Raw genomic sequence first — 22,855 nt, forward strand, 5'->3', positions numbered from 1 at the left:
GGAGATACCGATGGCCGACGGCGACACCGTGACGATGAAGCTCACGTTCTGGCGGGACGGCAAGAAGCCCGGCGACACCATCCAGGTCCCCGCGGACGAGGTGCACCGCTGGAAGGGCTTCGCCGTCCAGGTCGACGACCCCAAGCCCTCCGGCAAGACCACCACCCCGAGCACGGTCGCCGACGGGAAGCCCGCCGAAACCGCGAAGGTCGACGACTGGCGCGCCTACGCGGTCAAGCGCGGCTACGACGAGTCCAAGGCCAACAAGGCCACCAAGCAGGAGCTCGTCGACTGGGTGACCAAGGTCGACAGTCAGACCGCGGTGGCCTAGATGACGGCGCCGGTTGTCCTCCCCGACGGCAAGCAGGTCGCCATCACCCTGCTCGCCGCCGAGTTGCCGGACGTGCATGTCACCGGGCAGCTCCCCGAAGGCAAGGCCCTCAACGCCGCGCTGCCCGCGGTGCGGGTGCTGCGGATCGGCGGGGTGGCCGACGTGCGCGGCTGGGCCGACCCGGCGACACAGGACAACCCGCGCTTCTCCATCGACTGCTACGCCGCCGACGACGTACAGGCCATGCACCTGGCCCGCCGGGTCTGCGCCGCCTGGGAGATGCTCCCGGGCCGTGCGACAGCCGACGGCATCGTCACCGGCATCAGCCAGGAGACAGGCCCGCAAGACAGGCCCGAAGACCCGAACGCCGACCTGTGGCGCGTCGGCATGACCCTGGGGATGAGCGTCAGCCCACCCCGACCGATCAGCTAGGAGGCCCACCGTGGGCGACGCATCGAACATCATCGTCGGCACAGCCGGCAAGGCCTACCGTGCCGAGGTCGGGGCCACCTTCCCGACGGACCCCGAGGCCCCGTGGGGCGCCGGATGGTCCGACATGGGGTTCATCACCCCGGACGGGCTGGAGGAGGCGCTTGAGGAGGAGCGCACCCAGCTCGACGCGTGGGGTGAGGACGCCCCGGTCGTCGACCTCGCCCGCAAGCGCACGCAGACGTTCAAGCTGGTGTTCCGCGAGACGAACGCCTACAACCTGAGCCTGTACTACCAGGTGCGGCTGGCGTCGATGACGTCCACGCCCGCGGTGACGGAGGGCACTCCGAAGAAGCAGTTCGTCTCCTTCGGCTCCGGGTCGGTCACGGACACGGTGGAGATCGCCCTGGGTCTCGACGTGATCATGTCGGGGAAGCGGCACCGCATCATGATCGCCCGCTGCGGTGTGTCCGACCGCGAAGCCGTCAAGCACAGCAGCGAGGACTCCTCCAACTTCGGCATGACGTTCACCGCGCTCGCCGCCCCGGGCGGCGCCCAGTCGGTGCAGCACATGATCACCGAGGTCACGCTGCCCGCCGTCGAGCCAGAGACCCCGTAACCCCTCGAACTGGTGGCCTGTCGCGCTCAATCCCTGGGCGGGGGCGGCACGACAGGCCACCTGAAAGCCCCCGCCCCGACCCCCGCCCGAGAAGGAACCGATCATGTCCAAGCCCAACCGCAAGGTCGTCCGCCTCCAGCAGATGCGCGCCCAGCGCGCGCAGGCCGCCAAGACCCAGTTCGTCGACATCTACTTCGAGAACGAGCAGGGCGTCGAGGAGGTGTGCACCCTCCCCACCCAGGACGACTGGCCCGTCGAGGTCATCGAGGAGGTCCAGGAGAAGGGCGGCGACGCCAACATCGGCTTGCTGCGCGAACTCGCCCTTCCGCCCGAGTCGTTCGACCGGCTGGTGAAGGTCGGCAAGCTCACCGTCGGCGAACTCAAGGAGATCGTCGAGTCCCTCTCCGACGAGGCGGGGACAACGGAGGGGGAAGGCGATGGCTCCTCGACGTCCTCCGAGAGCACGCCGGGAGCCTCCGCGCCGACCTCCAGCGCTACTACCCCGGCCGTCGCCTAGAAGAGTTCTGGGCCATGTCCTGGGGTGAGGGGTCGATGAACTGGGCCGAACTCCGCGACCTGGTGGACGCCCTGCCCGAGGACTCCGCCACCAAGAGCGCCCTCGCAGGCGACCTGGAAGGACGCCGCTGGACGTCCGGCACGTTCCTCGCCGCCGCCCAGTACAACGCACTCCTCATGCTCATCCGCATCCTGTGGACCGCCCACCTGAAAGGCCGGCCACCGGAGATGGAGCCGATCCAGCCCCCGGCGTTGGAGGCGCACGAGGCAGACGACGACGCCGCGGCGCGGGCGCGGCAGCGGGCAGAGCAGTACCTCGACTCGTTCTCGCCCGGCCGGCGGCAGGACGACCAAGAGGAAGTCGACGAGTGGCGGGCCCGGCTCGCCGAACTGGAAGCACAGCGGTAGGGGAGGGAGGGCGGCATGGCAGAGGCGACCGTCGTCGGACGCACCCGGGTATCACTCATCCCCGACACGTCCAAGTTCGGCGACCTGCTCCGCGTGGAGCTCCCCAAAGCCATCCGCCAGCCCGCCACCGCTGCCGGAGACGAGGCCGGCGACATCATCGCCCGGCAGATCCAGACCCGCTTGGCGCGCCTGAAGCCGACCGTGAAGGTCAGCGTCCAGGTTCAGGCGGCGAACGCGCGCCGCGAACTCGATCAGCTAGCCCGCAACCGCACCGTCAAGGTCACCGCGCAACTCGACGACAAGGCGGCCACCGCAAGCCTGCGTCGCCTCACCCAAGACCGCACGGCGAAGATCACGGCGCAGCTCGACGACAAAGCCGCCACCACGGCAGTCACGCGGCTGACCGCCGACCGCACCCTGAAGGTGTCCGTCGCCCTCGACGAGGCCGGTGCCAGGACCAAGCTGCAGAGCCTGCTGAGCCAGCAGACAGTCGACATCCTCCCCAAGGTGCAGCAGGCCGCCTACAACACGGCGAAGAAGCAACTCGACCGCCTCACAGCGGACCGGGTCGTCAACATCCGTGCGTCCGTCGATACGAGGGTTGCTGCGGCGGAGATCAAGAACCTGATTCAGCGGCGGACCGCCCGCATCGGTGTCGACGTCGACACCCGCGTCGCCGCCAACGACCTCGCCAACCTGACCCGCCGCCGCGAGGTGACGGTCCAGGCCCGCACCGACACCACGGCCGCGAACAGCGCGCTGACGTTCCTCACCCGGGACCGCACCGTCAACGTCCGCGTCCGCTCCACCGGCCTCGCCGCCCTCACCGGAGCCCTCGGCAACCTCGGCGGCGGAGGCGGAGGTGGCGGGCGGGCCTTCTCCTCACTCACCTCCCGCATCCTCGCCATCAGCACAGCCGCCCTGTCCGCGCTGCCCGCCATCGCCTCCCTCGGCTCCGCCATCGCCCAGATGGGGCCCCTCGCCGCCACCGCCGCCCCAGCGCTCGGCCTCCTCATCGGCTCCTTCGCCGCCATCAAGGTCGGCACCAAAGGCGTCGGCGACGCCATCAAAGCCGCCTTCGAACCCACCACCGCCGAAGCGCAAGCCGCCGCCGCCGCGACCCGACAGGTCGAGAACGCGCAGCGGTCCCTCGCCCGCGCCCAACGCTCCCTCCAGGACGCGCGCGTCCAAGCCGCCCAGCGCATCCAGCAGGCCGAACGGCAGGTCTCCAACGCCGAACGCGACCTCACCTCGGCGCAGCGCGACGCCCGCCTAGCACAGCAAGACCTGTCGGCCGCACGCAGGCAGGCAGTGCGCGACCTCGAGGACATGAACGCCCGCCTCAAAGAGGGCCGCCTGTCGGAGGCAGAGGCAACGCTCGCCGTGCTGCAGGCCGAACTCGACCTGCAGAAAACACGCACCGACCCGGCCGCCACGCAGCTACAGGTCCAGCAGGCTGAACTCGCGCGCGAGCGGGCCGTGCAGTCCCTGGAGTCGCAGCGCGTCGCGGTGTCCCGCCTGGAGAAAGACACGGCCGCCGCGAACCGGGCCGGCGTCGAAGGCTCCCAGTCCGTCGTGCAGGCCAAGCGGCAGGTCGCCGACGCGGACCAGCAGGTCGCGGAACGGCAGCGCGCCCTCATCGACGCGCAGCGCGGCGTCACCGAAGCCCAGGTGGAGGGGCAGCGGCAGATCGCCGACGCGCAGCAGGCCGTCGCGGACGCGGCCCGGCAGGTCGCCGAAGCGCAGCAGAGCGCCGCCGCACAAACGTCCAAGCTGGACGAGGCGATGGCCAAGCTGTCGCCGAACGCGCGCGCCTTCGTCGACACCGTGCGCGGCATGGGCCCTGCCTGGCGAGCGATGCGCCTCGACGTCCAGGACAGCCTGTTCGCCGGGCTCGGTACGCGCCTCAGCCAGGTCGGCAAGCAGATCCTGCCCACCGTCCGTACAGGCCTGATGGGCGCCGCCGACCAGCTGAACCTGATGGGCAAGAACGCCCTCGGCGCGGTGTCCAACCTGGAGAAGACCGGGCAGCTGAGGCAGGTCTTCGACGGGCTGCGGCAGAACCTGGGGAACCTCTCCCGGGTGCCGGGCCAGCTCGTCACCGGGTTCGCCGGCCTGTCCATCGCCGCGCAGCCCGCGTTCGACCGCATGACCAGCGGCCTGGCCGACTCCATGGATCGGGCCATGTCCCGGCTCGCTGAAGGCCTCAAGGACGGCAGCCTTGAGGAGGCCATCAGCACGGCCCTGGACGTGGCCGTCCAGTTCGGTGGGGTCCTGGCCGACGTGGGCGGCATCTTCTCCGGTATCTTCAAGGCCGCGGGGGAAGCGGGAGGGGACTTCTTCGGCGTCATCGGCGCCGCCATCAAGGAGATCCGCCGCGTCATCGAACTGCCGGAGATGCAGGCCGCGCTGACGGAAGTGTTCCGGGCGCTCAATGCTGTTGCGGGCCTGCTGGCCGGCGCGCTCGGCGCAGCCTTGCAGGCGGTTCTGCCGCTGCTCGCCGCGATGTCCCCCGTGATCGTGCAGCTCGCCGACCAGCTCGGCCCGGTCCTCGCGGAGATCTTCTCGAAGCTGGCTGATGCTCTGATGCCGGTGGTTGAGGCGCTGATGCCTGTCATCGGCGACGTTATCGGTGTGATCGCCGATGTGGCGGTGCAGCTGCTGCCGCTGCTGGAGCCGATCGGTGTGCTGATCGCGGAGATCGTGAAGGCGCTCGCACCGATGATGAAGACGTTGGGGGACATCCTCACCCCGGTGATCGGCGCCCTCGTCACGGCCCTGGCGCCGATCGTGCAGGCGCTCGTCCCGGCCTTCCAGATGATCGGGCAGCTGATCAGCCTGATCGTGCCCCTGTTCCCGCAACTCCTGGTCAGCCTGCTGCCGCTCCTGCCAGCGTTGACTCAGCTCACCTTGTCGCTGATCACGCTGGCGATGCAGGTGCTGACCCCGCTGATGCCGCTCATCGTGATGCTGGCGGGCCTGTTCACGAAGGTACTCGCGGGCGCGATCAGCTTCCTCGTTCCGATCATGAACAAGGTGATCGGTGGGATCACCAAGTTCGTCGGCATCCTCACCAAGGGCGTGAGGATGGTCTTCGACGGCTTCCACTGGCTGTGGGACAAGCTGCTTGGGCACAGCATCATCCCGGACATCGTCAACGGCACGTTCGGCTGGTTCAAGAAGCTGTGGAACTGGCTGCGGGGCATCGTCCGCACCATCCGCGACGGTGTGATCGGCTTCTTCCGTGGCCTGAAGGACGGCGCGGTCAAGATCTGGGACTCGTTCTGGAACCGGGTCAGGTCCATCGCGTCCGGCGCGTGGGAGAAAGTCAAGGACGGTGTCTCCAAGTTCGGCGACAAGCTCAAGGACATGTTCCGCTCCATCCGGGACGGAGTCGGCAAGGTCTGGGACGGCATCAAGAAGCTCGTCAAGGCCCCCATCAAGTTCTGGATCGACGTCGTCTACAACCGCGGAATCGTCTCCGTATGGAACAAGACCGCCGCGAAGATCCCCGGCGTCCCGGACCTGAAGAAGATGGCCATGCCGAAGGGCTTCGCCCGCGGCGGCATCCTGCCCGGCTGGTCCACGTGGCGGGACGGCGACGACCAGCTCGTGCCGATGCGGCGCGGCGAAGGCGTCTACGTGTCCGAGGTGATGCGCGACCCCTTCGAACGGCAGCGCCTGTACGCCATGAACCAGGCCGCCATGCGCGGCACCCACCCCGCCATCGCCCGGCAGCAGTACGGCTTCGCCGAAGGCGGCATCCTCGGATCCATCTCCGACATCGGCTCCGGCATCGCCTCCAAGGTCGGAGGCGTCCTCAAAAAGGGCTCCGACGCCGTCCGCGGCGGCCTCGCCACCCTCGCCGAGAAGGCGTTCTCCCCAGTCAAGAAGGGCATCACCAAGGCCCTCGGCTCCAACAAGGGCACCTGGAAGGGCGCCATCGCAGCCGCCCCCATCAACCTCATCGACAAAGCCATCGACTACATCCGCGGCAAGGACATCCCCGAGTCGTCCGGCGCCTGGGTCAAGCCCGTCAACGCCCCCTACGGCACCCGGTTCGGTGTCGCCGGCCGCATGTGGTCCTCGGGACGCCACACCGGCCTGGACTTCCCCGCCAAGACCGGCACGAAGATCGTCGCCGTGGACAACGGCACCATCCAGGCGGTCCGGTCGGGCGGCCCCTACGGCAAGCACATCACCATCAACCACGGCGGCGGACTCGCCTCCCTGTACGCCCACATGTCCGCCATGGCAGCCAAGGCAGGGCAGGGCATCAAGCAAGGCCAGCGCATCGGCTCCGTTGGCGCCACCGGCAACACCACCGGCCCCCACCTCCACCTCGAGGCCCGCGTCAACGGGCGGACCGTCGACCCGATGAAGTACCTCACCGGCGGTGGGGATGTCGGCGGGAAGGGCGTCACTCGCTGGACCGGCGTCGTCCGCCAAGCCCTCGGCCAGCTCAACCAGTCGATGAGCCTCGTCAACACCACCCTGCGGCGGATGAACCAGGAGTCCGGCGGTAACCCGCGCGCGGTCAACCGGTCCGACATCAACTGGAAGAACGGCACCCCCTCCGTCGGGCTGATGCAGGTCATCCGCGGCACGTTCCAGGCGTATGCCGGGAAGTACCGCAAGACCGGCCCGTTCATGTACGGCGTCAGCGTCGACCCGATGGCGAACATCTTCGCCTCCATGCGGTACGCGCTCGCCCGCTACGGCTCCCTGCCGAAGGCATACAACCGGCCCGGCGGGTACGCCCGCGGCGGCGTCGTCGGCGTGCGGCGCGGCCTGCCCTCCGGCTACGCCTCCGGCTACGCCTCCGGCGGCATCATCCGTGTCGGCGGCAAGCGCATCAACACCGGCCCGCTCGCCGCCGCCGTCGGCGGCGACTTCCTCAAGAGCCTGGCCGGCACCGCCACCGCCATCAACACCGCCATGACGAAGGTCGCGACGGCGGTGAAGAACGCCTTCAAGGGCGTCAAGACGTCCCTGGACGACAAGCTGCTGAAGCAGATCAGCAACTCGAACAAGCAGCTGCAGGCCCTCGCCAAGCAGCGCGACGGCATCGCCACGAGCATCACCGCGGCGAACGAACTGGCAGGCAGTGCGACCGAGCAGGCGGTCAGCTTCACCAGCATGACCGGCCTGCCCAGCGGCGGGAACGTGTTCGGGGCGGGCGGGATCCTGTCCGGGCTGAACGTCCGCCTCGGCCAGCTGCGCAAGTTCGGCGCCAACCTGCAGATCCTCAACAAGCGGGGCTTGAACAAGGAGCTGCTGCAGCAGATCATCGCGGCGGGCCCGGAGCAGGGCGCCGCCTACGCGCAGGCCCTCGTCGACGCCACCCCCACCGAACTGAAGGCGATCAACGCCGCCCAGGTGAACATCACCCGCGCCTCGAAGGAGTTCGGTAAGGACGCCGCGGACGCCATGTACGACGCGGGCGCCCAGTCCGGCAAGGGCTACCTGACGGGTCTCGCCTCGACGCAGAAGGCGATCGAGGCGCAGATGGCCAAGCTCGCCAAGGCGGTGCAGAAGACCATCCGCGTCGAACTGAAGATCAAGTCCCCGTCGCAGATCCTCCGCGGCCTGGGCCGCAACACCGGGCAGGGCTATGCGCAGGGTGTCGACGACATGGTGCCGCAGGTGGAACGGTCCGCGCTTCGCATGGCGTCCGCTGTGCGCGCCACGGCTGCGGCGACGGCTGCGCGCGTCCAGAACCAGCAGACCATCCGCCAGGGCGGCGACCGGCACCTCCACTACCAGGCGACGACCCGCGAGGTCGCCTCCCGCCAGTCGGTCCTCGACGCGCTCGCCATGGAAGACATGCTCAACCGGACGGTGGTGATCTGACATGCCCATCCTGGTCCCCAGCGTCTACGTGCCGCCTGTGGAGCGGCCTGGGGTCCCGTGGCCCACGCTCATCAACCAGATGCCGCAGGTCGCCTTCACCGACCCCCGCGGCGTCACCACCGTGTTCTCCGACTGGGAGAACGGATGGCTGCTCCAGCCTGGCGCCAAGGGCCTCGACATGCCGCAGTACACGTTCGCCACCGACGAGAGCCCCGGCATCGACGGCTACGAACTACGGGACGTCCGCGCCCAAGGCAAGGAGATCATCCTCCCGATCGCGTTCTGGGCCGAGGACTCCCGCGCCGCGTACAGGGAACGCCGCCGCAAGCTGATCAACAGCCTGAACCCGAAACGCGGCGTCGGCACCCTCACCCTCACCGAACCCGACGGGGCGACCCGCACCATCGGCGCCTACTACACCGGCGGCCTCGAAGGAGACGAATCCCTCGACGCGGCGGGGGAACGCTGGTGCATCAACGCGATCACCTTCGGCGTGCCCTCCCCGTACTGGATCGGCGGCGAGGTCAGTCACTCATGGAAGGCCGGCTCGAGCGCAGAGTTCTTCCCCGTCCTGCCTCTGGTGGTGGGGGACTCGCAGGTGCTCGGTGAGGTCGTCGTCACCAACCCGGGCGACGACGTCGCCTACCCGGTGTGGACGATCAAGGGTCCTGCGACCGCGGTCACCCTCACGAACACCCGCACTGACCCGGCCACGGGCCAGCAGATCATCGACGAACTTGCCGTCAACCGCACCATCAGCGGCACCGACACAATCGTCATCGACACCCGGGAACGCCGCCAGACCGCCCTTCTCAACGGCGTAACGAACCTGTGGCCGGACCTGTCAGACGACTCCGTCATGTGGCCCCTCGAGGAAGGCGACAACCACCTCAACCTCGTCGTCGACGGCTCCACCGGAGCGACGAGCGTGTCCATGACCTATCAGCCCCGCTACCTGGCGTCGTAAGGGGCCGGCCATGGAAACGACAGCCCTGCGCGTGTACGTCCGCGACGCCAACCTGCAGCGGATCGGGCAGGTCGCCGACTTCATTCAGCTCACCGTCGTGCCCCGCCACAACGCGATCGGCACCATGACGATGGACATCTCCGCCGACTCGCCGTCCGCGCCCATGCTGGTCGAGGGCAACGGGCTCATCGTGCAAACCCCGGACGGCCACACCGTCCTGTCGGGGCCGATCCGAACCCCCGACTGGTCCCGCTCCGAGTCGGACTCCGGGGGCGGCAAGCTCACCGTGGGCGCCGTCTCCGACGATGAGATCCTCGCCCGCTACACCTGCTGGCCCGACCCGACCGCGGCGATCGGAGCGCAAACCGCCCCCGTCTACAAGATCGATACGGCGGCGGCTGAGACAGGCATGCGCACCCTCGTCAACCTCAACGCCGGACCCGGCGCGCTCGCCTCCCGCCGCAACCCGCTCCTCACCCTCGCCGCCAACGGCTTCCACGGCGGGCCACTGGTGCGCGAGGTCAACCAGTTCGACAACCTCCTGACCGTCCTCCAGGACATCGCCGCGGCAGCAGGGTTGGGCTTTCGCGTCATCCAGGCCGGTGGTGCGCTGCAGTTCCAGGTGTTCCAGCCCGCCGACCTGTCCGGCACCGCCCGCTTCTCCTTCGGCCTCGGCAACCTCACCGACGCCTCCTACTCGACCGCGCCCCCCACCTGCACCCGGGCTGTGGTCGTCGCCGGCGGCGGCACCAGCCCCCGCGTGTGCAAGGTGTACGACCGCCCCGACCCGCTATGGCCCGGCCTGATCCTCGAACAGTTCGTCGACCAGACCAGCGTCGACACCGCCAGCGTCGACCTCAACGCACAGATGGACCAGGCGGCCGAAGAAGCCCTCGCCAACGGGGCAGGACAGGGCTCCCTGTCGATCTCCCCGATCGACCTGCCGATGCTGCGCTACGGCCGCGACTACAACGTCGGCGACACCGTCTCGGCGCAGCTCCGCGGCGGCGCCTGGTACACGGACGTCGTGCGAGAGGTCACCCTCACGAGTTCCACCAGCGGCTCCTCGGTGAAAGCCACCGTCGGCGGCGACAGCGGCGACGGCACGGTGGCCCGCATCTACCAGTACATCGCCCGCCTGAAAAAGGACATCGGGCGCCTCAAGAGCAGGAAGGCGGCCTAGCAATGGCTGAGTTCTCCGGGCCGTTCGACGGCTCCCCGATCAGCACCCAGCTCCAGTGGTCCCGCATGGCCCGCCGGTGGGGCCTGGACGGCGTCCACGCCGTCGACGCCACCAGCACCGCCCTCAAGGTCACCGGCTCCGGCACCACCACCGTCACCGTCGCCCCCGGCATGGCCTTCGTCGGCGGCTTCTACTACCACAGCGACGCCAACAAGAACCTGAACGTCCCCGTCAACGCGGGCGGCGCCGCCCGCATCGACTACGTGGTCCTGCGCGCCGACCAAGCCGCAAAGACCGTCACCTCCGAGTACAAGACAGGCGGAACCAGCGCGCCCGCCCTCACCCAGGAAGAGGCCGGCGTGTGGGAGATCCCCCTCGCCCAGTGCACCGTGGCGGCAGGGGCGAGCGTCGTCACAGCCGCCAACGTCGTCGACCGCCGATACCTGACCGACCGCGGTGTCTTGCCCTCCATCGCGGGAGCCCGGCCGCCGGCGGTGAAGAACGGCGTGCTGGTCGAGGACGGCAAGCTCTACCTGGGCGACGGGGCCGGATGGCGGTGGATCGCCACCCAGGGCATCGACGACTCCACCTACACGCCCGTGTGGACGGCAGGCACGGCCACCGTCAACTGGGGCTCCGCCAGCCGCAACCTGGGCCGCTACCAGGCTTTCGGTAAGCGCGTCGACGTGACGATCCAGCTGGAGCCGTCCGGCAACCCGCCCGCCTACCCCGACCCCCTCGAGGTGTCCCTGCCTCCCGGCCTGCCCGCAGCGAGCGGGCACCGCTCCCTGTTCACGTGGAACTTCTCCTCCGTGAACGGCGAAGGATCCGCGGTGGGTGTCGGCATGGTCTTCCCGACCGAGTCGCGGGGCCGGATCGCCCGCCTGCGCTACTCGATGACCAACGGCACCACCAGCAGCAGCACCCCGAACAGTTTCTCTGTGTTCACGAACGCGCCGTTCAACATCCGCAACGGCGACATCCTGACCATCGACGGCTCCTACTGGACCGACTGACCGGAAAGAGGACCCCATGCCTCGTAGCCTCTTCGGCGGCAGCCCGGCCGACTACGCCATGGAGCGCGTCGGCAACCAGCTTCTCGTCCGCCCGGCAGCCGTCGGCACGGTCTGGGACTCCCTGACCGGCGGCACCCAGTACACCGACCTCACCGACCTGACCGGCAACCCGATCACGGAGGTGACCGCCGACGCCGACGGCGCCGTCACGTTCATGGGGCCCGACGATGTCACGCACCTGTACGTCGACTTCGGGTACACGCGGCGGTTCGCATTGACCGCAGTCGACCTGGGGGGTGTCCTCTCCGACTTCATCGCCCAGGGCGGCGCGCCCGGGGGGTGGGCGCAGCTCGACGAGACCGGACACATCGACTCCACGCAGATCCCCGCGCAGCTCGACTGGATTGTTGTTCGCACCTACGGTGCGAAGGGCGACGGCACCACCGACGACACGATCGCCATCCAGAATGCGATCAACGCCTGCCCTGTCGGCGGGATCGTCTACTTCCCGCGCGGCGTGTACCGGACAACCGCCACGCTGGACTGGAAGAACGGCGTCACCCTCATGGGCTCCCACGCCAACATGATGGTCGGGCCGGGCATGACGGACGCCGACTACCCCTGCTACATCCAGCCCAGCGCCCCGTTCACCGGCGGCAGCGTCATCCAGATCATCGGCGAGGACGACGGCGAACACCCCGCCATCAGTGGCGAGCAGCGCATGGTGAACCTGATGCTCGACGGCTCCCAGCTCACCGGCAACTCGATCGACGGCCTGTTCGCCAAGGGCAACGTGCAGAACGTCGTCATGGAAAACGTGTGCATCCGGCAGATGCCGAACAACGGCATGGTTACGGGCGACGTCGCAGGGGTCTTCCCCTACTCATGGCGCCTCCGACACGTCATGATCGACAACTGTCACGCCAACGGCATCCTCTTCAACGGCAACACCGACCTCACCCTGGACGACGTCCAGGTCATCGGCTGCTGGGGGCAGGGCATCGTCCTCACCAACTGCAGCAACGGGCAGGTGATCGGCTGCCGCGCCGAATGGAACGGCTCCCACGGCATTCGCATCACCGGCGCGTGGGGCGACTGGCAGGGCTCCGGAGGCATGCTCGTCGGTGACTGCACCACCGACCGCAACGGCCAACACGGCATCCTCATCGACGCGACCGGCAACACCCCGATCAGCATCAGCAACCTCACCACCCGCCGCGACGGCCGCAACGGCGGCACCGGCGGCGGAGGATTCGCCGGACTCGCCGTCGCAGCGGCGACCGTTCCGGTCCTCGTCACCGGCCTGACCTGCTACCCGGGTGTGGACGACGGAGGCGCCAGCACCAGCAGCCCCGACTACGGCATGTCCGTCACCGGCGCGGCCACGCTCGTGCAGGTCGACGACGCCTACCTCCACGCCGCCACACAGGGCCTGCACTCCACCAGCAGCGGCACGCTCCTCGTCGGCGCGAACGTCATCCAGGCCGTCGGCCCGACCAACGCCCCGGTCCGCACGGCACCGGCCGCGACCGCCACCAAGGGCCTGGTCGTCACCGCCCCGGCAGGCGCCGCCTCCTACGTGATCTGGCGGGCGCCGAAGGCCTGCACCGTGACCGCGGTGCGCGGCTATCGGGCCGGCGGCACGGGCGCCACCATCAACGCGACAAAGAACGGAGCGGACCTGCTCGCCGTCGACCTGTCGCTGTCCACCGCGAGCACGTGGATGTCCGGACCCGGTGTGCAGAACGCGGCACTGGCGGCCGGGGACACGCTCGCTGTCGCCGTCCGCTCCGTGACCGGGGCGCCGACCGCGGTGACCATCCAGGTCGACGTGCAGGGGGTGTGACATGGCTGTACTGACGGTCCTCGACGACCGGCTGCCGTATCAGCAGCCGCCCGGTGCGCTCACAACGGCCAGCGTGCCGGGCCCGCCCCAACTGCTGCGCGTCTCCGACAGTGAGGGCGTCCTGGCGACGCTCACCGTCGGCGCGCGCACCGTCGCCCTGCGCGGGCCGACCCGCACATTCACCGAGGACAAGCGGCCGTTCCTCGACGACTTCGACCGGACCACTACGAACGGCTGGGGTAGCTCGGGCGGCGGCGGAAACTGGTCGAACGCCAACGGCACCGACGCCGACTACAGCGTCGCGGGCGGCACCGGCATCATCAACATGACCGCCGCGAACTCCTCCCGACACACCTCGGTGATCGACAACATCACCGACCTGGACGCCCGCCTGTCGTGGTCGCTGGACAAGATGCCCGCCGGAAACGCCAGCAGCCTCGCTCTGAGCTTCGCGTACACGAGCGTCAACAACCAGTACCGGGCGCGCCTGTCCGTGCTCACCTCGGGCACGGTGCAGCTGATCTTGGAGCGGGAGTCGGGCGGCTCCACGACGGCGATCGGCGCACTGACCACCGTCGGCACCGGGTACGTCGTCGGCGACGTGTGGCACATCCGAGTCCAGCGGCAGGGGACGACGCTCCGCTGCCGGGCTTGGAAGGACGGCGCGGCGGAGCCGGGAACGTGGGTGCACGAGGTCGCGGACGCCACTCTTGGCGCCGGCCGGATCGGTGTCCGCGGCCTCGCCTCATCCGGGTCGACGGCGGTGCCGTTCAACTTCCGCGTCCACGACATCGAGCTGATCTCCGGCACCTGGCCCGACCCGCCGACCATCACCCACAACACATGGGTGCGCGTCCTGCCCGAACCGTTCAACGGCACATGGGCGCCGGCGCTGGCCGCACGGATCCGGGCCTGGGCGCTCGACACCAGTCCGGACGTGCTGGCCTACGCGATGATGTACGTGACCGGCGCCCCGGCCGTGACCAGTTCCGCGCTCGGCGGGGCGCAGGTTGCCGGGCAGTCCCGGTACGGGCCGCTCGACGCGGCCGGAGTGCCGATCGAGGGCTCCGACTTCCATGACTACATGGGCCGCGACTGGACGTTCCCGAACGGTGAGACCAGGGCTGCGGGTGCGGGCGAGGTTGGCTGCATGGACTGCTCCGGCTTCGTCCGCATGGTCTACGGCTTCCACATGGGCATCCCGATGGTGCGCACGCTGAACATCGACGGGAACAACCTGCCTCGCATGACGAAGGACATCGGGCCATCAGGTCCGGGCGTGATCGTCGCCCAGGCGGCCGACACCGCACCCCCGCTGACGAACATGCAGGTTGGGGATGTGCCGCACTTCGATGCGGACACGGGCGACCCCGTGGCCGGGCAGCTTGATCACAACGGGATCTACCTCGGTGTCGATTCGCTGGGGCAGCCGAGGTTCGTCAACTCGAGGAAGACTCCGCAGGGGCCGACGTTCGCCGATCTCGGTGGTGCTTCGCGGCTGGACGGCGGCGGCACGTATGCGACCAGCCTGCGCGTCATTCGGAGGTTCTGAGTGCCGATCATGCTGGAGGGGGCGGTGGCGGGAGGGGGCAGCATCGTGGGGGTGCTGCCCGCACAGGACGGGCTGCGGGTGCAGGTGACGGCCCCGGCCGGGACGGACACGTCCGGAGCGCCGGCTGGGGGAGTGGTCGTCGGCTGGGTGCTGGTCACCGACCCGGGCGCGGCGGGTGGTGCCCGGGTGGAGCCGGTGTTCCTCGCGGCGGGCAGGGCGTGGACACCGGACCAATACCGGGCGACCTACGGGCAGCAGCTCGGTGTGCAGGTCGGGCGGGAGCGTTGATCCACACGGCGGGTTGCAGCGTCAGACGCCCGTCAGGCTCCCGGTCCCACCAGTACGCCTTGCCGAACAGGTAGGCGATCCGCAGGCTGTCGCGGCTCACGGGCACTCCTCAAAGCCAGGTGACGGCTGCGGCGTTGATCGCCAGGTGGATCGTGTTGTCAGCGATGATCATCAGCCAGACGGTCATCCACGCGGGCCGGTCCTGGTGGTAGCCAGTACCGGAGCACTCCGACCACGGGTGCCGGTACACCTTCGGGGCGAGGAGGTTCTTCGCCCACACGACGTGCCGGGCAAGCCGGTAGTGGTCGATGACCGCGTGCGTGCCGACGATGACCGCCAGCGCGGCCGGGGACTGGGTGACGAGGAGGAACGGCAGGCCGTAGGTGACAGCGTGCGCGATGGCTGGCCACCAGCGCTTCGTCTTCTCGTTCGCCATCCAGTCCGACTGCAAGACGTAGTCCCCGACGAGGTGGGCGAGGACGATCCAGAGCCCGATCACGAGCTTGCCCTCGGGGCCGGGTCGGTCTCTGGCTGGCCGGACTCGCCCCGATATTTGGCGAGCGCCTCGTGCACGTCATCCTCGCCGTAGTCGCAGGAGTCCCACCACTCGACGGCCTTCCACACGTCGGACAGCCGCTTCATGCGGACCTCCGCGCGCACACTCCACTGATTCAGGAAGACGAGGAGCTCCTCGGTCTCCTTCGCTGCGTCTTCCGCGTAGCCGAGCCCGGCGAGTCGGTCGGCCATCTCGCGGAGATCGCCGCGCTTGCTGATCAGATCGTCCAGGTCGAGCGCGTAGCACAGGTAGTTGTACGAGCCGCCACTCACGGAGCCTTCACCACTTCCACGTCGGTTTCGTCTGCGGGTTCGAGTCCGTAGGCTTCGGCGAGGGCGAGGACCGTGTCGCAGTTCCCGCCGCCGGACACGTAGCCGTCATCGACATGGCAGGTCTCACAGGCGAACGGCGGACCCTTGCGTGATGATCTGGGCGCGTCGATGTACGGGTGCGCGGCGAGGATCTTCCGGTCAGCAGCACACCGGCGCAGCACCGCGTCGGGATCGTTGAGCATGATGTGATCGCCCGTGCCGTCGAGGAAGACCCGAGCGACCGTGCTGCCTGCCTTGGCATCCCGGACCATGCTGAATGCGGGGTCGTACTCCCACAGCGGGGCCTCGCCATGCGACCGTGCCACCTCCTCTCGCCGCCGGATCTCCCCTTCGATCCACTTGTGCAGGCCGGGCGTCGCATCCCACTCCGCCACTGTCACCGGCACCCGCGGGCCGCGCGAGATGTTCGCCAGCCGCATCTTCGGCGCGGGCCGGCTCACGACTTCCCTCGGAAGGTCGTGAGCGGCTGCCCGGCCGCTTCGAGCGGGCAGGGCTGCGGGGGTTCGCCGTATGGGGTGCGGTGGCCTTCGTCGCGAGCCTGCTGGCACAGCTCCAGCGCCTGCCTCCCTGAAGCGAAGGACGGGCCGCGGTGGTCTTCGGTAGCGTCCCGGGCAACGATCCAGTCCGGGCCGACCGCTTCGATACGAACACAGTCGTAGTGGTCGCGGCCGAACGCCCCGTAAGCGTAGCCGTGGATGGCGTCGCCGACCGCGAGCGGGCGGGCAGGCTCAGACATCGGTGGCCCCCCGTCGAGCGCGCCGGGCCTCCCGATCGAGGACGGTGCGGACGGCGTCGGTGAGTGCCGCCGACGCTTCCGGCGCTGACACCTCCAGCACAATGCGCGCCGTGCCCACGGTCGGGGCCTGCGAGCTGTCGTGCCAGTGCCCGCCGTCCGGGGCGACCAGCAGCAGCTGAGTGGTCGAGCCGCACGAGCAACGGGCCGCCGCGCCCACGGAGCATTCGGGGTGCGGGTGGGCTTCCTCGCCCTGCTCCTCGTAGCAGAGCCCGCAGTCGAGGAGGCGGGGTTCGGGGCGCTGGAGCGCTTCCAGGAACTTGCGCGCGGTCTCCCGTTCGGGGCCTGGCTTGCCCGCCATGAACAGGTCGCTGGCGAGGACGGCGACGCGGTGCAGCATCGGGGCGCCTTCGCCGAGCATGTCATCGGCGGCAGAAGGGTCGGGGCAGTCGAGACGGCGGCAGGTGACGTGCCCGCCCTCGCCGAGGAAGAGGCTGCTACCGCCACAGGCAGGGCAGCGGCCCTGAACGTCAGTCATGGGCTTCTCCGGTGCGGGTCGGGTGGCGGGTTCGTCGCCCCATCCGGGTGCGCCGTGCCGTTCGGTGCAGGGCTGGCAGTAGTGCTCGCCGTCGTGGCCGGTCGGGAGGGTGCACCAGCAGTCGCCCCACTTGCCGTCGGTGGGCGGTTCGGAGCCGCAGCAGTCGTCGAAGGGAGCGGGCTTACGGAGCCTGTCTCGGATCTCGTCGATGATCGGAATGAGCTGATCGGCCATGGCCTGCCTGCGTGCGGTGATCTCCTCGCGACGGTCATCCATTGCGACTCCAGTCGGGCAGGGCGCCGATGGTGAAGCAGGCCATGCACGTGAATCCGGCGGGCGGCCGTCCGTGGCACGTCTCGCAGACGGTCTCCGGCTCGCTGAGGAACTGGTAGGGCTGCACTCCGAGTGCATTGGCTAGCGCGAGGAGGTCGTCCACATCGACGCGCCGGGTGCCTGCCTCGATCCGGGCGATCCCTAGCGGGGGGATCGGTGTTCCCAGCTCGCCCACCTTGTCCGATAGGGCTTGCTTAGTGAGGCGTTGGGCCTCTCGGAAGCGGCGCACGTTGCTGGCTACGAGCAGTCCGACAGGGCCGACGATCGGTTCAGGCATCGCACGAGTCCTCACTCGCGGACGACAGCATGAACTGCTGCACCTCGGCAGGCACGTGCCCCAGTACCCAGAAAGTGAGTCGGAAGAAAGCCCCAAGGCTGCGCTCGGGAGCGTAGCCATGCCGAATCCTGCTGATGTGAGCCGGGTTGATCCCTGCCAGGCGACTCACATCGTTCCAGCTGAACTGGTTGGCCGCCCGTTTGGCCTCGCAAGCTGCCATGAGTGCTTCCCAGTTGGGGGCATGCCCGGGGATCGCGTTCGCCAGCATTGCGCGGGAACGCGCTTCTTTCGCCGATTCGCGCGCTCGCACACGCTGTAGCCGACGGTCCGCGCGGCCAGCAAGCCACTTCTCCACGTCGCTGCGCCAGTAATACGAGTAGTGGCCGTGGGCACCCTTCGGGCGTTCGGCTCGCGGCGGCGCGTCGCCTCGGGAGTGCATGACATTGAGGGCTTGATGGCCGACTCCGATGAGTGCCGCCGCCTCAGCTGACGTCAGCAAGCCCTCGGGAAGGTCGAGCGGGTGCGTCCTGCGACCTCGCGAGTGCATACCCGACTCCGCGAGGAAGTTGTAGACCGTGGCCGATGAGCAGGCTATGGCGGCGGCGATTTCTCGAACGGAAGCCCCACCTTCGTAGAGCTTGGCTGCTTCGGCGCGCTTAGCCTCACGCTGCTCCGGGGTGAAACGGACCTGCTTGGGGTTAGTCATCGCGATCTCCTGCGGCAAGGGCGTTGGCAAGGGTGGCGGCGGGCCTGCCCCTTGCCAGAAGAGACCCGCCACCGGAGGCCGGGACCGGTGAAGTCGGCCTCACACCCGCACCATACCCCGATCCCTTCGAATCGTAGGCTTGATGCAGGCATTGGCCTATGATTCGAAGGTGAAGCGGCTGATCCTAAGAGAGTCGCCCACAGACTCGGAGGGCCGATGAAGCTCGTCACCCGCACCCAATGGGGCGCCCGCGCCTACCGCACCCCCAACGGCGCCACCCCCTACGGGCGAGCCCGCCGCGGCGTCAAACTCCACTACCTCGGCACCGCCTACAGCGACCGCCCGCACGACAAGTGCGCGGCCTACATCCGGCAGTTGCAGGCGCAGCACATGGACGGCAACGGCTGGTCCGACATCGGCTACTCCTTCCTCGTGTGCACGCACGGCTACGTGTACGAAGGCCGCGGCCTCCGCCGCCGGAACTCGGCGAACGGCAACACGGCGCTCAACGAGCAGGACTACGCCGTGTGCCTGCTCGTCGGCTCATCCGGCCTGGCCAAGCCCACAGACACCCAACTCGACGGCGCCCGCGACGCCATCGACTACTGCCGCAAGAACGGCCCCGCCGGAACGTGGCTCGGCGGCCACCGCGACGGCTACGCCACCGCCTGCCCCGGCGACGCCATCTACGCATGGGTGAAGAAGGGCGCCCCCCGGTCCGGCGGCGGCACCCCGGAGCCCAAGCCCGCAGCGGGCGGCACCTACACCGTGAAGTCCGGCGACACCCTGTCCCGCATCGGGGACGCGCTGGGCGTGCCCTGGCCCGACATCGCCACGGCCAACCGGATCACGAGCCCGTACCGGATCACCCCCGGCCAGAAGCTCACCATCCCCAAGGCGGCCAGCGCGCCCGCGCCGTCGAAGCCGTCCACCACTCCCACGGAGAGCGACATGAAGCTCAGCGACCAGGTCACCCTCGGCGACTGGGTGAAGAAGCAGTGGCCCGCCGACAAGGGCCTCCAGGACGGAAAGATCGCCGTGAATACGGCCCTCGGCTCTGGCTACGCCCACAGCAGGCGCGCCGCCGAAGCCACCGACGAGATCCTGCGGCAGCTCGAAGCGCTGCGTACCGAGGTAGCGCAGCTCCGCGCGGCCGTCGGGAAGGCGTGACATGACCGCCATCGACTACGACCTCGAATTCCTCGAGGACGGCCGCCACATCGAGCTGATCTCCATCGGCATGGTGTGCGACGACGGCCGCGAGTACTACGCGGTCAACCGGGACATGCCTGTGCGGAAGATCCGCAAGCACAAGTGGCTGATGGAGAACGTAGTCCCGCACCTGCCCAAGGGCCACGGCGACCAGCGAATCACCATGCCCAAGCGGTGGCTGCTCCACTACGGCGACCACCGGGTGAAGCGCCGGGAGCGGATCGCCGACGAGGTCATGGACTTCATCCGCGCCGCCGGACCCGACGTTGAACTGTGGGCCAACTACGGCGCCTACGACCATGTCTGCCTCGCCCAACTCTGGGGCCGCATGATCGACCTCCCCGAAGGCGTCCCCATGTTCACCCATGACATCCAGCAGGAACGATCCCGCCTCGGCCTCGCCTGGGACGACCTCCCCAAGCAGGAGTCCGGAGAGCACAACGCCCTCGCGGACGCCCGCCACAACCAGACCGTCCGGCGCTGGCTCGCCGAACAGGAAGCGAGAACCTCATGAAGATCTTCGGTAGAGAGCCTGCTCTCCTCATCGCGTCGGTGTCCGCCGGCCTGTCGCTACTGGTGACGTTCGGGTTCGGCCTGTCGGCGGAGCAGGCGGGCGCGATCGTCGCCGTCATCTCCGCCGTGTTCGCCGCGGCGACCGCAGCCGTCACCCGCCCCATCGCCCCCAGCGCGTTCACCGGCCTGGTCGCCGCGGTCGCCGCGCTCCTCGCCGCCTACGGCCTGGAGCTGTCGGCGGAGAAGGTGGGCGCGATCAACGCCGTCGTCCTCGCCGGGCTGGCGCTTCTCACCCGCGGCCAGGTGTCCCCGGCGTCGTCCGCGCCGGCCACGGCCGAGCCGCCCCGGGCGGTCTGATGCGGTGCCGTGCGGCCCGGCGGCTGCGTAGCCGCTTGGGCCGCCGCGGCGCCTTCCTCGCGATCCTCGGCGTCGGCAAAACCTGCTGGGGCGTCAGCTTCCTCGTCGACCCGCCCGAAGACCACGGCCTCCAGCTACTCACCCAGTTCTGCGAGCTACGGCACTGGTCATGGCTGTGGATCGTCTGCGGACTCGCCACCCTCGGCTGCGCGTTCGTCCGTATCGGACGCGACTGGGCAGGCTACATCGCCGCCTTCATACCCCCCACCGTGTGGGCCATCGCCTACACACACGCCGTCCTCACCGGCGAATACTCACGCGGCGGATTCGTCGCCATCTGGTACCTCACCTCGCACGTCGGGGTCATCTGGTGGGCGAGCACGGTGCCCGAGCATTCGGTCCCCCCTCCGCCACGCACGCCCCGGAGAGGCAAGGCCGCATGAACGTCGGCGAATGGGCGGGCATCATCACCGCCGCAGGCAGTGTCCTCGGAGGCGGCGGCTGGTTCGTCTCCCGCGCCACCAGGGACGCGGCCCGAGCAACCGCCGCGGCCACCGAAGCCGCCGCCCGAGCCAACGCCGCCCCCGCCCAACAGGCAGCAAACCTGGCCGTCCTTGAGGCGACCGTGCGCCGCGTCGACGAAGAGAACGGGCAACTCCGCGGCAAGATGTCGCGGCTGGAAACCATGCTGCGCGCCTTCGCCTGGACAACGGACCGGTGGGCCCGCCAGATGCACCGGGCCGGCATCGAGCCGGAACCCCCGCACCCCCTGGTGGACGAGTACAACCGAACTGGAGTCTGACGATGCCATTCCCGGAAGGCACCCCCACAAAGCGGGTACACCTCACTGTCGCCAACCCGGCCGGCGGCACACCCGCCACCGGCACCGTCCGCCTCTCCCCCAACGTGCCAGCCATCGTCCTCGACGGGGCCCACGCAACGTGGACCGGCAGCGGCACATACCAGCTCACCGACGGACAGCTCACCGACGGGGACACGCCGGGGGTGGAGCTCCTCGACAACTCCGCCCCCGGCATGACCCCTGCCGGATGGCTATGGCAAGCCATCGTCACAGTCGGCAGACAGGCGCGGGCCTTCTACTTCACGCTCGAAGGCGCACCCGACGAGGTCTACCTCGACCAGCTCCAGCAACTCGACCCCGACGCCCCGGAATACGTGCCCGTACCCGGACCGCCAGGCCCCCCGGGCCCTGCCGGAACAGACGGCCAACCCGGGCCTGCTGGAGCAGACGGCCCCCCAGGGCCGCCAGGAGAGCCCGGCGAGCCGGGTCCCAGTGGGCCACCCGGCAGCGACGGCGCATCGGCCTACGAACTCTGGATCGCCGCTGGCAACGCCGGCAGTCAGGCGGACTTCCTCGCCTCCCTCCAAGGCCCCCAAGGAGACACCGGACCCGCAGGCGCGGACGGCGAGCCGGGACCCCAAGGACCCCCGGGCCCCAAGGGCGACCCGGGGGAACCCGGGACAGCGGGCACGGACGGTGCACCCGGACCGAAGGGAGACCCCGGAGAGCCCGGCCCTCCCGGACAGGACGGCCCCCAGGGAGAACCAGGCCCCAAAGGCGACCAAGGGGAACCCGGCCCCCCAGGACAAGACGGCGCACCCGGAGAGCCAGGCCCGAAAGGCGACCAGGGCGACCCCGGACCGCAGCCGCCACTCGGAGCAGCAGGCGAAGGCCCAGACATCGCGCTCCGCTCCGACGACCCAACGACCATCAACCCCCGCACCCCCACCGCGCACGCCGCCAGCCACGCCACCGCAGGCACCGACCCGATCACCCCCGCAGCGATCGGCGCCTACCCCGCCGTCTCCGGTGCGGCCCTGGAGAGCGGAAAGCTCGACAAGGCGGGCGGCACCCTCACCGGCGGGCTCACAATCAACACCCCGGCCGCCGGCGACGCCCTCCTCGCCCTGCACGCGGGAGCTGAGGTCTTCGACCGGGCACGGGTGCTGACGGACCGGATCGAGTGGGGGCCGGGCACCGGCGCCCGCGACACCAATCTGCGGCGGTCCGCGGCGAACGAGCTCACGACCGACGACGCGCTCGTCGTGTCACTGATGTTCCGCCACCTGGGGACGACGCTCGGCTTCTACGGCGCGACCGCCGTCACCAAACCGGCCGTCACCGGGTCCCGAGGCGGCAACGCGGCCCTCGCCTCCCTACTAGCCGCACTCGCCAACCTCGGACTGATCACCGACAGCACGACAGCCTAGGAGCAGACATGCCGCAGGCCGGACAGCACACCCAACCGCCCGACGAAGCCGAGACCAG

25 protein-coding genes are annotated in these 22,855 nt (G+C 69.4%); 18 read left to right on the forward strand and 7 right to left on the reverse strand.

Annotated elements, in window-relative coordinates:
- The first annotated feature begins 10 nt into the window (after nt 1-10).
- The 12 genes from AC02VZ_RS10015 (at nt 11) to AC02VZ_RS10070 (ending at nt 15,008) form a co-directional block, all read left to right on the forward strand.
- Nucleotides 11-331 carry a hypothetical protein gene (locus AC02VZ_RS10015; protein ID WP_476475167.1) on the forward strand — a complete coding sequence of 107 codons (321 nt, stop codon included), beginning with the start codon at nt 11-13 and terminating at the stop codon, nt 329-331.
- Nucleotides 332-763, forward strand: a complete 432-nt coding sequence (locus AC02VZ_RS10020; RefSeq protein WP_476475168.1) for a hypothetical protein — start codon at nt 332-334, stop codon at nt 761-763.
- Between the two features lie 10 nt (nt 764-773).
- Nucleotides 774-1,379: a phage tail tube protein gene (locus AC02VZ_RS10025; RefSeq protein ID WP_476475169.1), complete on the forward strand. Its 606-nt coding sequence runs from the start codon at nt 774-776 to the stop codon at nt 1,377-1,379.
- 103 nt (nt 1,380-1,482) lie between these two features.
- Nucleotides 1,483-1,896, forward strand: coding sequence for a hypothetical protein (locus tag AC02VZ_RS10030; protein WP_476475170.1), 414 nt, complete (start codon nt 1,483-1,485; stop codon nt 1,894-1,896).
- A 14-nt stretch (nt 1,897-1,910) separates the two neighbouring features.
- The gene (locus AC02VZ_RS10035; protein ID WP_476475171.1) at nt 1,911-2,303 is read left to right on the forward strand and encodes a hypothetical protein; all 393 of its coding nucleotides are present in this window, start codon (nt 1,911-1,913) and stop codon (nt 2,301-2,303) included.
- A gap of 15 nt (nt 2,304-2,318) precedes the next feature.
- Nucleotides 2,319-8,156, forward strand: coding sequence for a peptidoglycan DD-metalloendopeptidase family protein (locus AC02VZ_RS10040; protein WP_476475172.1), 5,838 nt, complete (start codon nt 2,319-2,321; stop codon nt 8,154-8,156).
- 1 nt (nt 8,157) lies between these two features.
- Nucleotides 8,158-9,123, forward strand: coding sequence for a phage distal tail protein (locus AC02VZ_RS10045; protein ID WP_476475173.1), 966 nt, complete (start codon nt 8,158-8,160; stop codon nt 9,121-9,123).
- Nucleotides 9,124-9,133: 10 nt separating this feature from the next.
- A complete protein-coding gene (locus tag AC02VZ_RS10050; RefSeq protein ID WP_476475174.1) occupies nt 9,134-10,306 on the forward strand; it encodes a siphovirus ReqiPepy6 Gp37-like family protein in 1,173 nt (390 codons plus the stop codon).
- A gap of 2 nt (nt 10,307-10,308) precedes the next feature.
- Complete coding sequence (locus AC02VZ_RS10055) at nt 10,309-11,322, forward strand: hypothetical protein (RefSeq protein WP_476475175.1); 1,014 nt, start codon at nt 10,309-10,311, stop codon at nt 11,320-11,322.
- Between the two features lie 16 nt (nt 11,323-11,338).
- Nucleotides 11,339-13,168: a right-handed parallel beta-helix repeat-containing protein gene (locus AC02VZ_RS10060; RefSeq protein WP_476475176.1), complete on the forward strand. Its 1,830-nt coding sequence runs from the start codon at nt 11,339-11,341 to the stop codon at nt 13,166-13,168.
- Nucleotide 13,169: 1 nt separating this feature from the next.
- Nucleotides 13,170-14,720 carry a hypothetical protein gene (locus AC02VZ_RS10065; RefSeq protein ID WP_476475177.1) on the forward strand — a complete coding sequence of 517 codons (1,551 nt, stop codon included), beginning with the start codon at nt 13,170-13,172 and terminating at the stop codon, nt 14,718-14,720.
- A 9-nt stretch (nt 14,721-14,729) separates the two neighbouring features.
- Nucleotides 14,730-15,008, forward strand: a complete 279-nt coding sequence (locus tag AC02VZ_RS10070; RefSeq protein ID WP_476475216.1) for a hypothetical protein — start codon at nt 14,730-14,732, stop codon at nt 15,006-15,008.
- 109 nt (nt 15,009-15,117) lie between these two features.
- Here the strand turns inward: AC02VZ_RS10070 and AC02VZ_RS10075 are convergent, their stop codons facing one another.
- Genes AC02VZ_RS10075 through AC02VZ_RS10105 form a run of 7 tightly spaced genes read right to left on the reverse strand, consistent with a single transcriptional unit; the run spans nt 15,118 to nt 18,483 of the window.
- A complete protein-coding gene (locus tag AC02VZ_RS10075; RefSeq protein ID WP_476475178.1) occupies nt 15,118-15,507 on the reverse strand; it encodes a DUF3307 domain-containing protein in 390 nt (129 codons plus the stop codon).
- Nucleotides 15,504-15,836 (reverse strand): hypothetical protein, encoded by a 333-nt coding sequence (locus tag AC02VZ_RS10080; protein ID WP_476475179.1) that lies wholly within the window; start codon nt 15,834-15,836, stop codon nt 15,504-15,506. The genes AC02VZ_RS10075 and AC02VZ_RS10080 overlap by 4 nt, the downstream gene beginning before the upstream one ends.
- Nucleotides 15,833-16,336: a DUF6221 family protein gene (locus AC02VZ_RS10085; RefSeq protein ID WP_476475180.1), complete on the reverse strand. Its 504-nt coding sequence runs from the start codon at nt 16,334-16,336 to the stop codon at nt 15,833-15,835. The genes AC02VZ_RS10080 and AC02VZ_RS10085 overlap by 4 nt, the downstream gene beginning before the upstream one ends.
- A complete protein-coding gene (locus tag AC02VZ_RS10090) occupies nt 16,333-16,632 on the reverse strand; it encodes a hypothetical protein (RefSeq protein ID WP_476475181.1) in 300 nt (99 codons plus the stop codon). The genes AC02VZ_RS10085 and AC02VZ_RS10090 overlap by 4 nt, the downstream gene beginning before the upstream one ends.
- Nucleotides 16,625-17,443 (reverse strand): hypothetical protein, encoded by an 819-nt coding sequence (locus tag AC02VZ_RS10095; protein ID WP_476475182.1) that lies wholly within the window; start codon nt 17,441-17,443, stop codon nt 16,625-16,627. The genes AC02VZ_RS10090 and AC02VZ_RS10095 overlap by 8 nt, the downstream gene beginning before the upstream one ends.
- Nucleotides 17,436-17,777, reverse strand: a complete 342-nt coding sequence (locus AC02VZ_RS10100; protein ID WP_476475183.1) for a helix-turn-helix domain-containing protein — start codon at nt 17,775-17,777, stop codon at nt 17,436-17,438. Before AC02VZ_RS10100 ends, AC02VZ_RS10095 begins: the two co-directional genes overlap by 8 nt.
- The gene (locus tag AC02VZ_RS10105; protein ID WP_476475184.1) at nt 17,770-18,483 is read right to left on the reverse strand and encodes a helix-turn-helix domain-containing protein; all 714 of its coding nucleotides are present in this window, start codon (nt 18,481-18,483) and stop codon (nt 17,770-17,772) included. Before AC02VZ_RS10105 ends, AC02VZ_RS10100 begins: the two co-directional genes overlap by 8 nt.
- Nucleotides 18,484-18,699: 216 nt before the next feature.
- Between AC02VZ_RS10105 and AC02VZ_RS10110 the strand changes: the two genes are divergently transcribed.
- The 6 genes from AC02VZ_RS10110 to AC02VZ_RS10135 all read left to right on the forward strand — a co-directional run bounded on the left by AC02VZ_RS10110 (nt 18,700) and on the right by AC02VZ_RS10135 (nt 22,797).
- Nucleotides 18,700-19,653 carry a LysM peptidoglycan-binding domain-containing protein gene (locus tag AC02VZ_RS10110; RefSeq protein WP_476475185.1) on the forward strand — a complete coding sequence of 318 codons (954 nt, stop codon included), beginning with the start codon at nt 18,700-18,702 and terminating at the stop codon, nt 19,651-19,653.
- Between the two features lies 1 nt (nt 19,654).
- Nucleotides 19,655-20,209: a 3'-5' exoribonuclease domain-containing protein gene (locus tag AC02VZ_RS10115; RefSeq protein ID WP_476475186.1), complete on the forward strand. Its 555-nt coding sequence runs from the start codon at nt 19,655-19,657 to the stop codon at nt 20,207-20,209.
- Entirely contained in the window at nt 20,206-20,565 is a 360-nt protein-coding gene (locus AC02VZ_RS10120; RefSeq protein WP_476475187.1) for a hypothetical protein, read from the forward strand. The genes AC02VZ_RS10115 and AC02VZ_RS10120 overlap by 4 nt, the downstream gene beginning before the upstream one ends.
- Nucleotides 20,566-20,600: 35 nt before the next feature.
- Nucleotides 20,601-21,008: a hypothetical protein gene (locus tag AC02VZ_RS10125; protein WP_476475188.1), complete on the forward strand. Its 408-nt coding sequence runs from the start codon at nt 20,601-20,603 to the stop codon at nt 21,006-21,008.
- Nucleotides 21,005-21,367, forward strand: a complete 363-nt coding sequence (locus AC02VZ_RS10130) for a hypothetical protein (protein WP_476475189.1) — start codon at nt 21,005-21,007, stop codon at nt 21,365-21,367. The genes AC02VZ_RS10125 and AC02VZ_RS10130 overlap by 4 nt, the downstream gene beginning before the upstream one ends.
- A gap of 1,163 nt (nt 21,368-22,530) precedes the next feature.
- Nucleotides 22,531-22,797: a hypothetical protein gene (locus tag AC02VZ_RS10135; RefSeq protein WP_476475190.1), complete on the forward strand. Its 267-nt coding sequence runs from the start codon at nt 22,531-22,533 to the stop codon at nt 22,795-22,797.
- The last annotated feature ends 58 nt before the right edge of the window (nt 22,798-22,855 follow it).

The organism is Streptomyces sp. 3-6 (assembly GCF_056323165.1).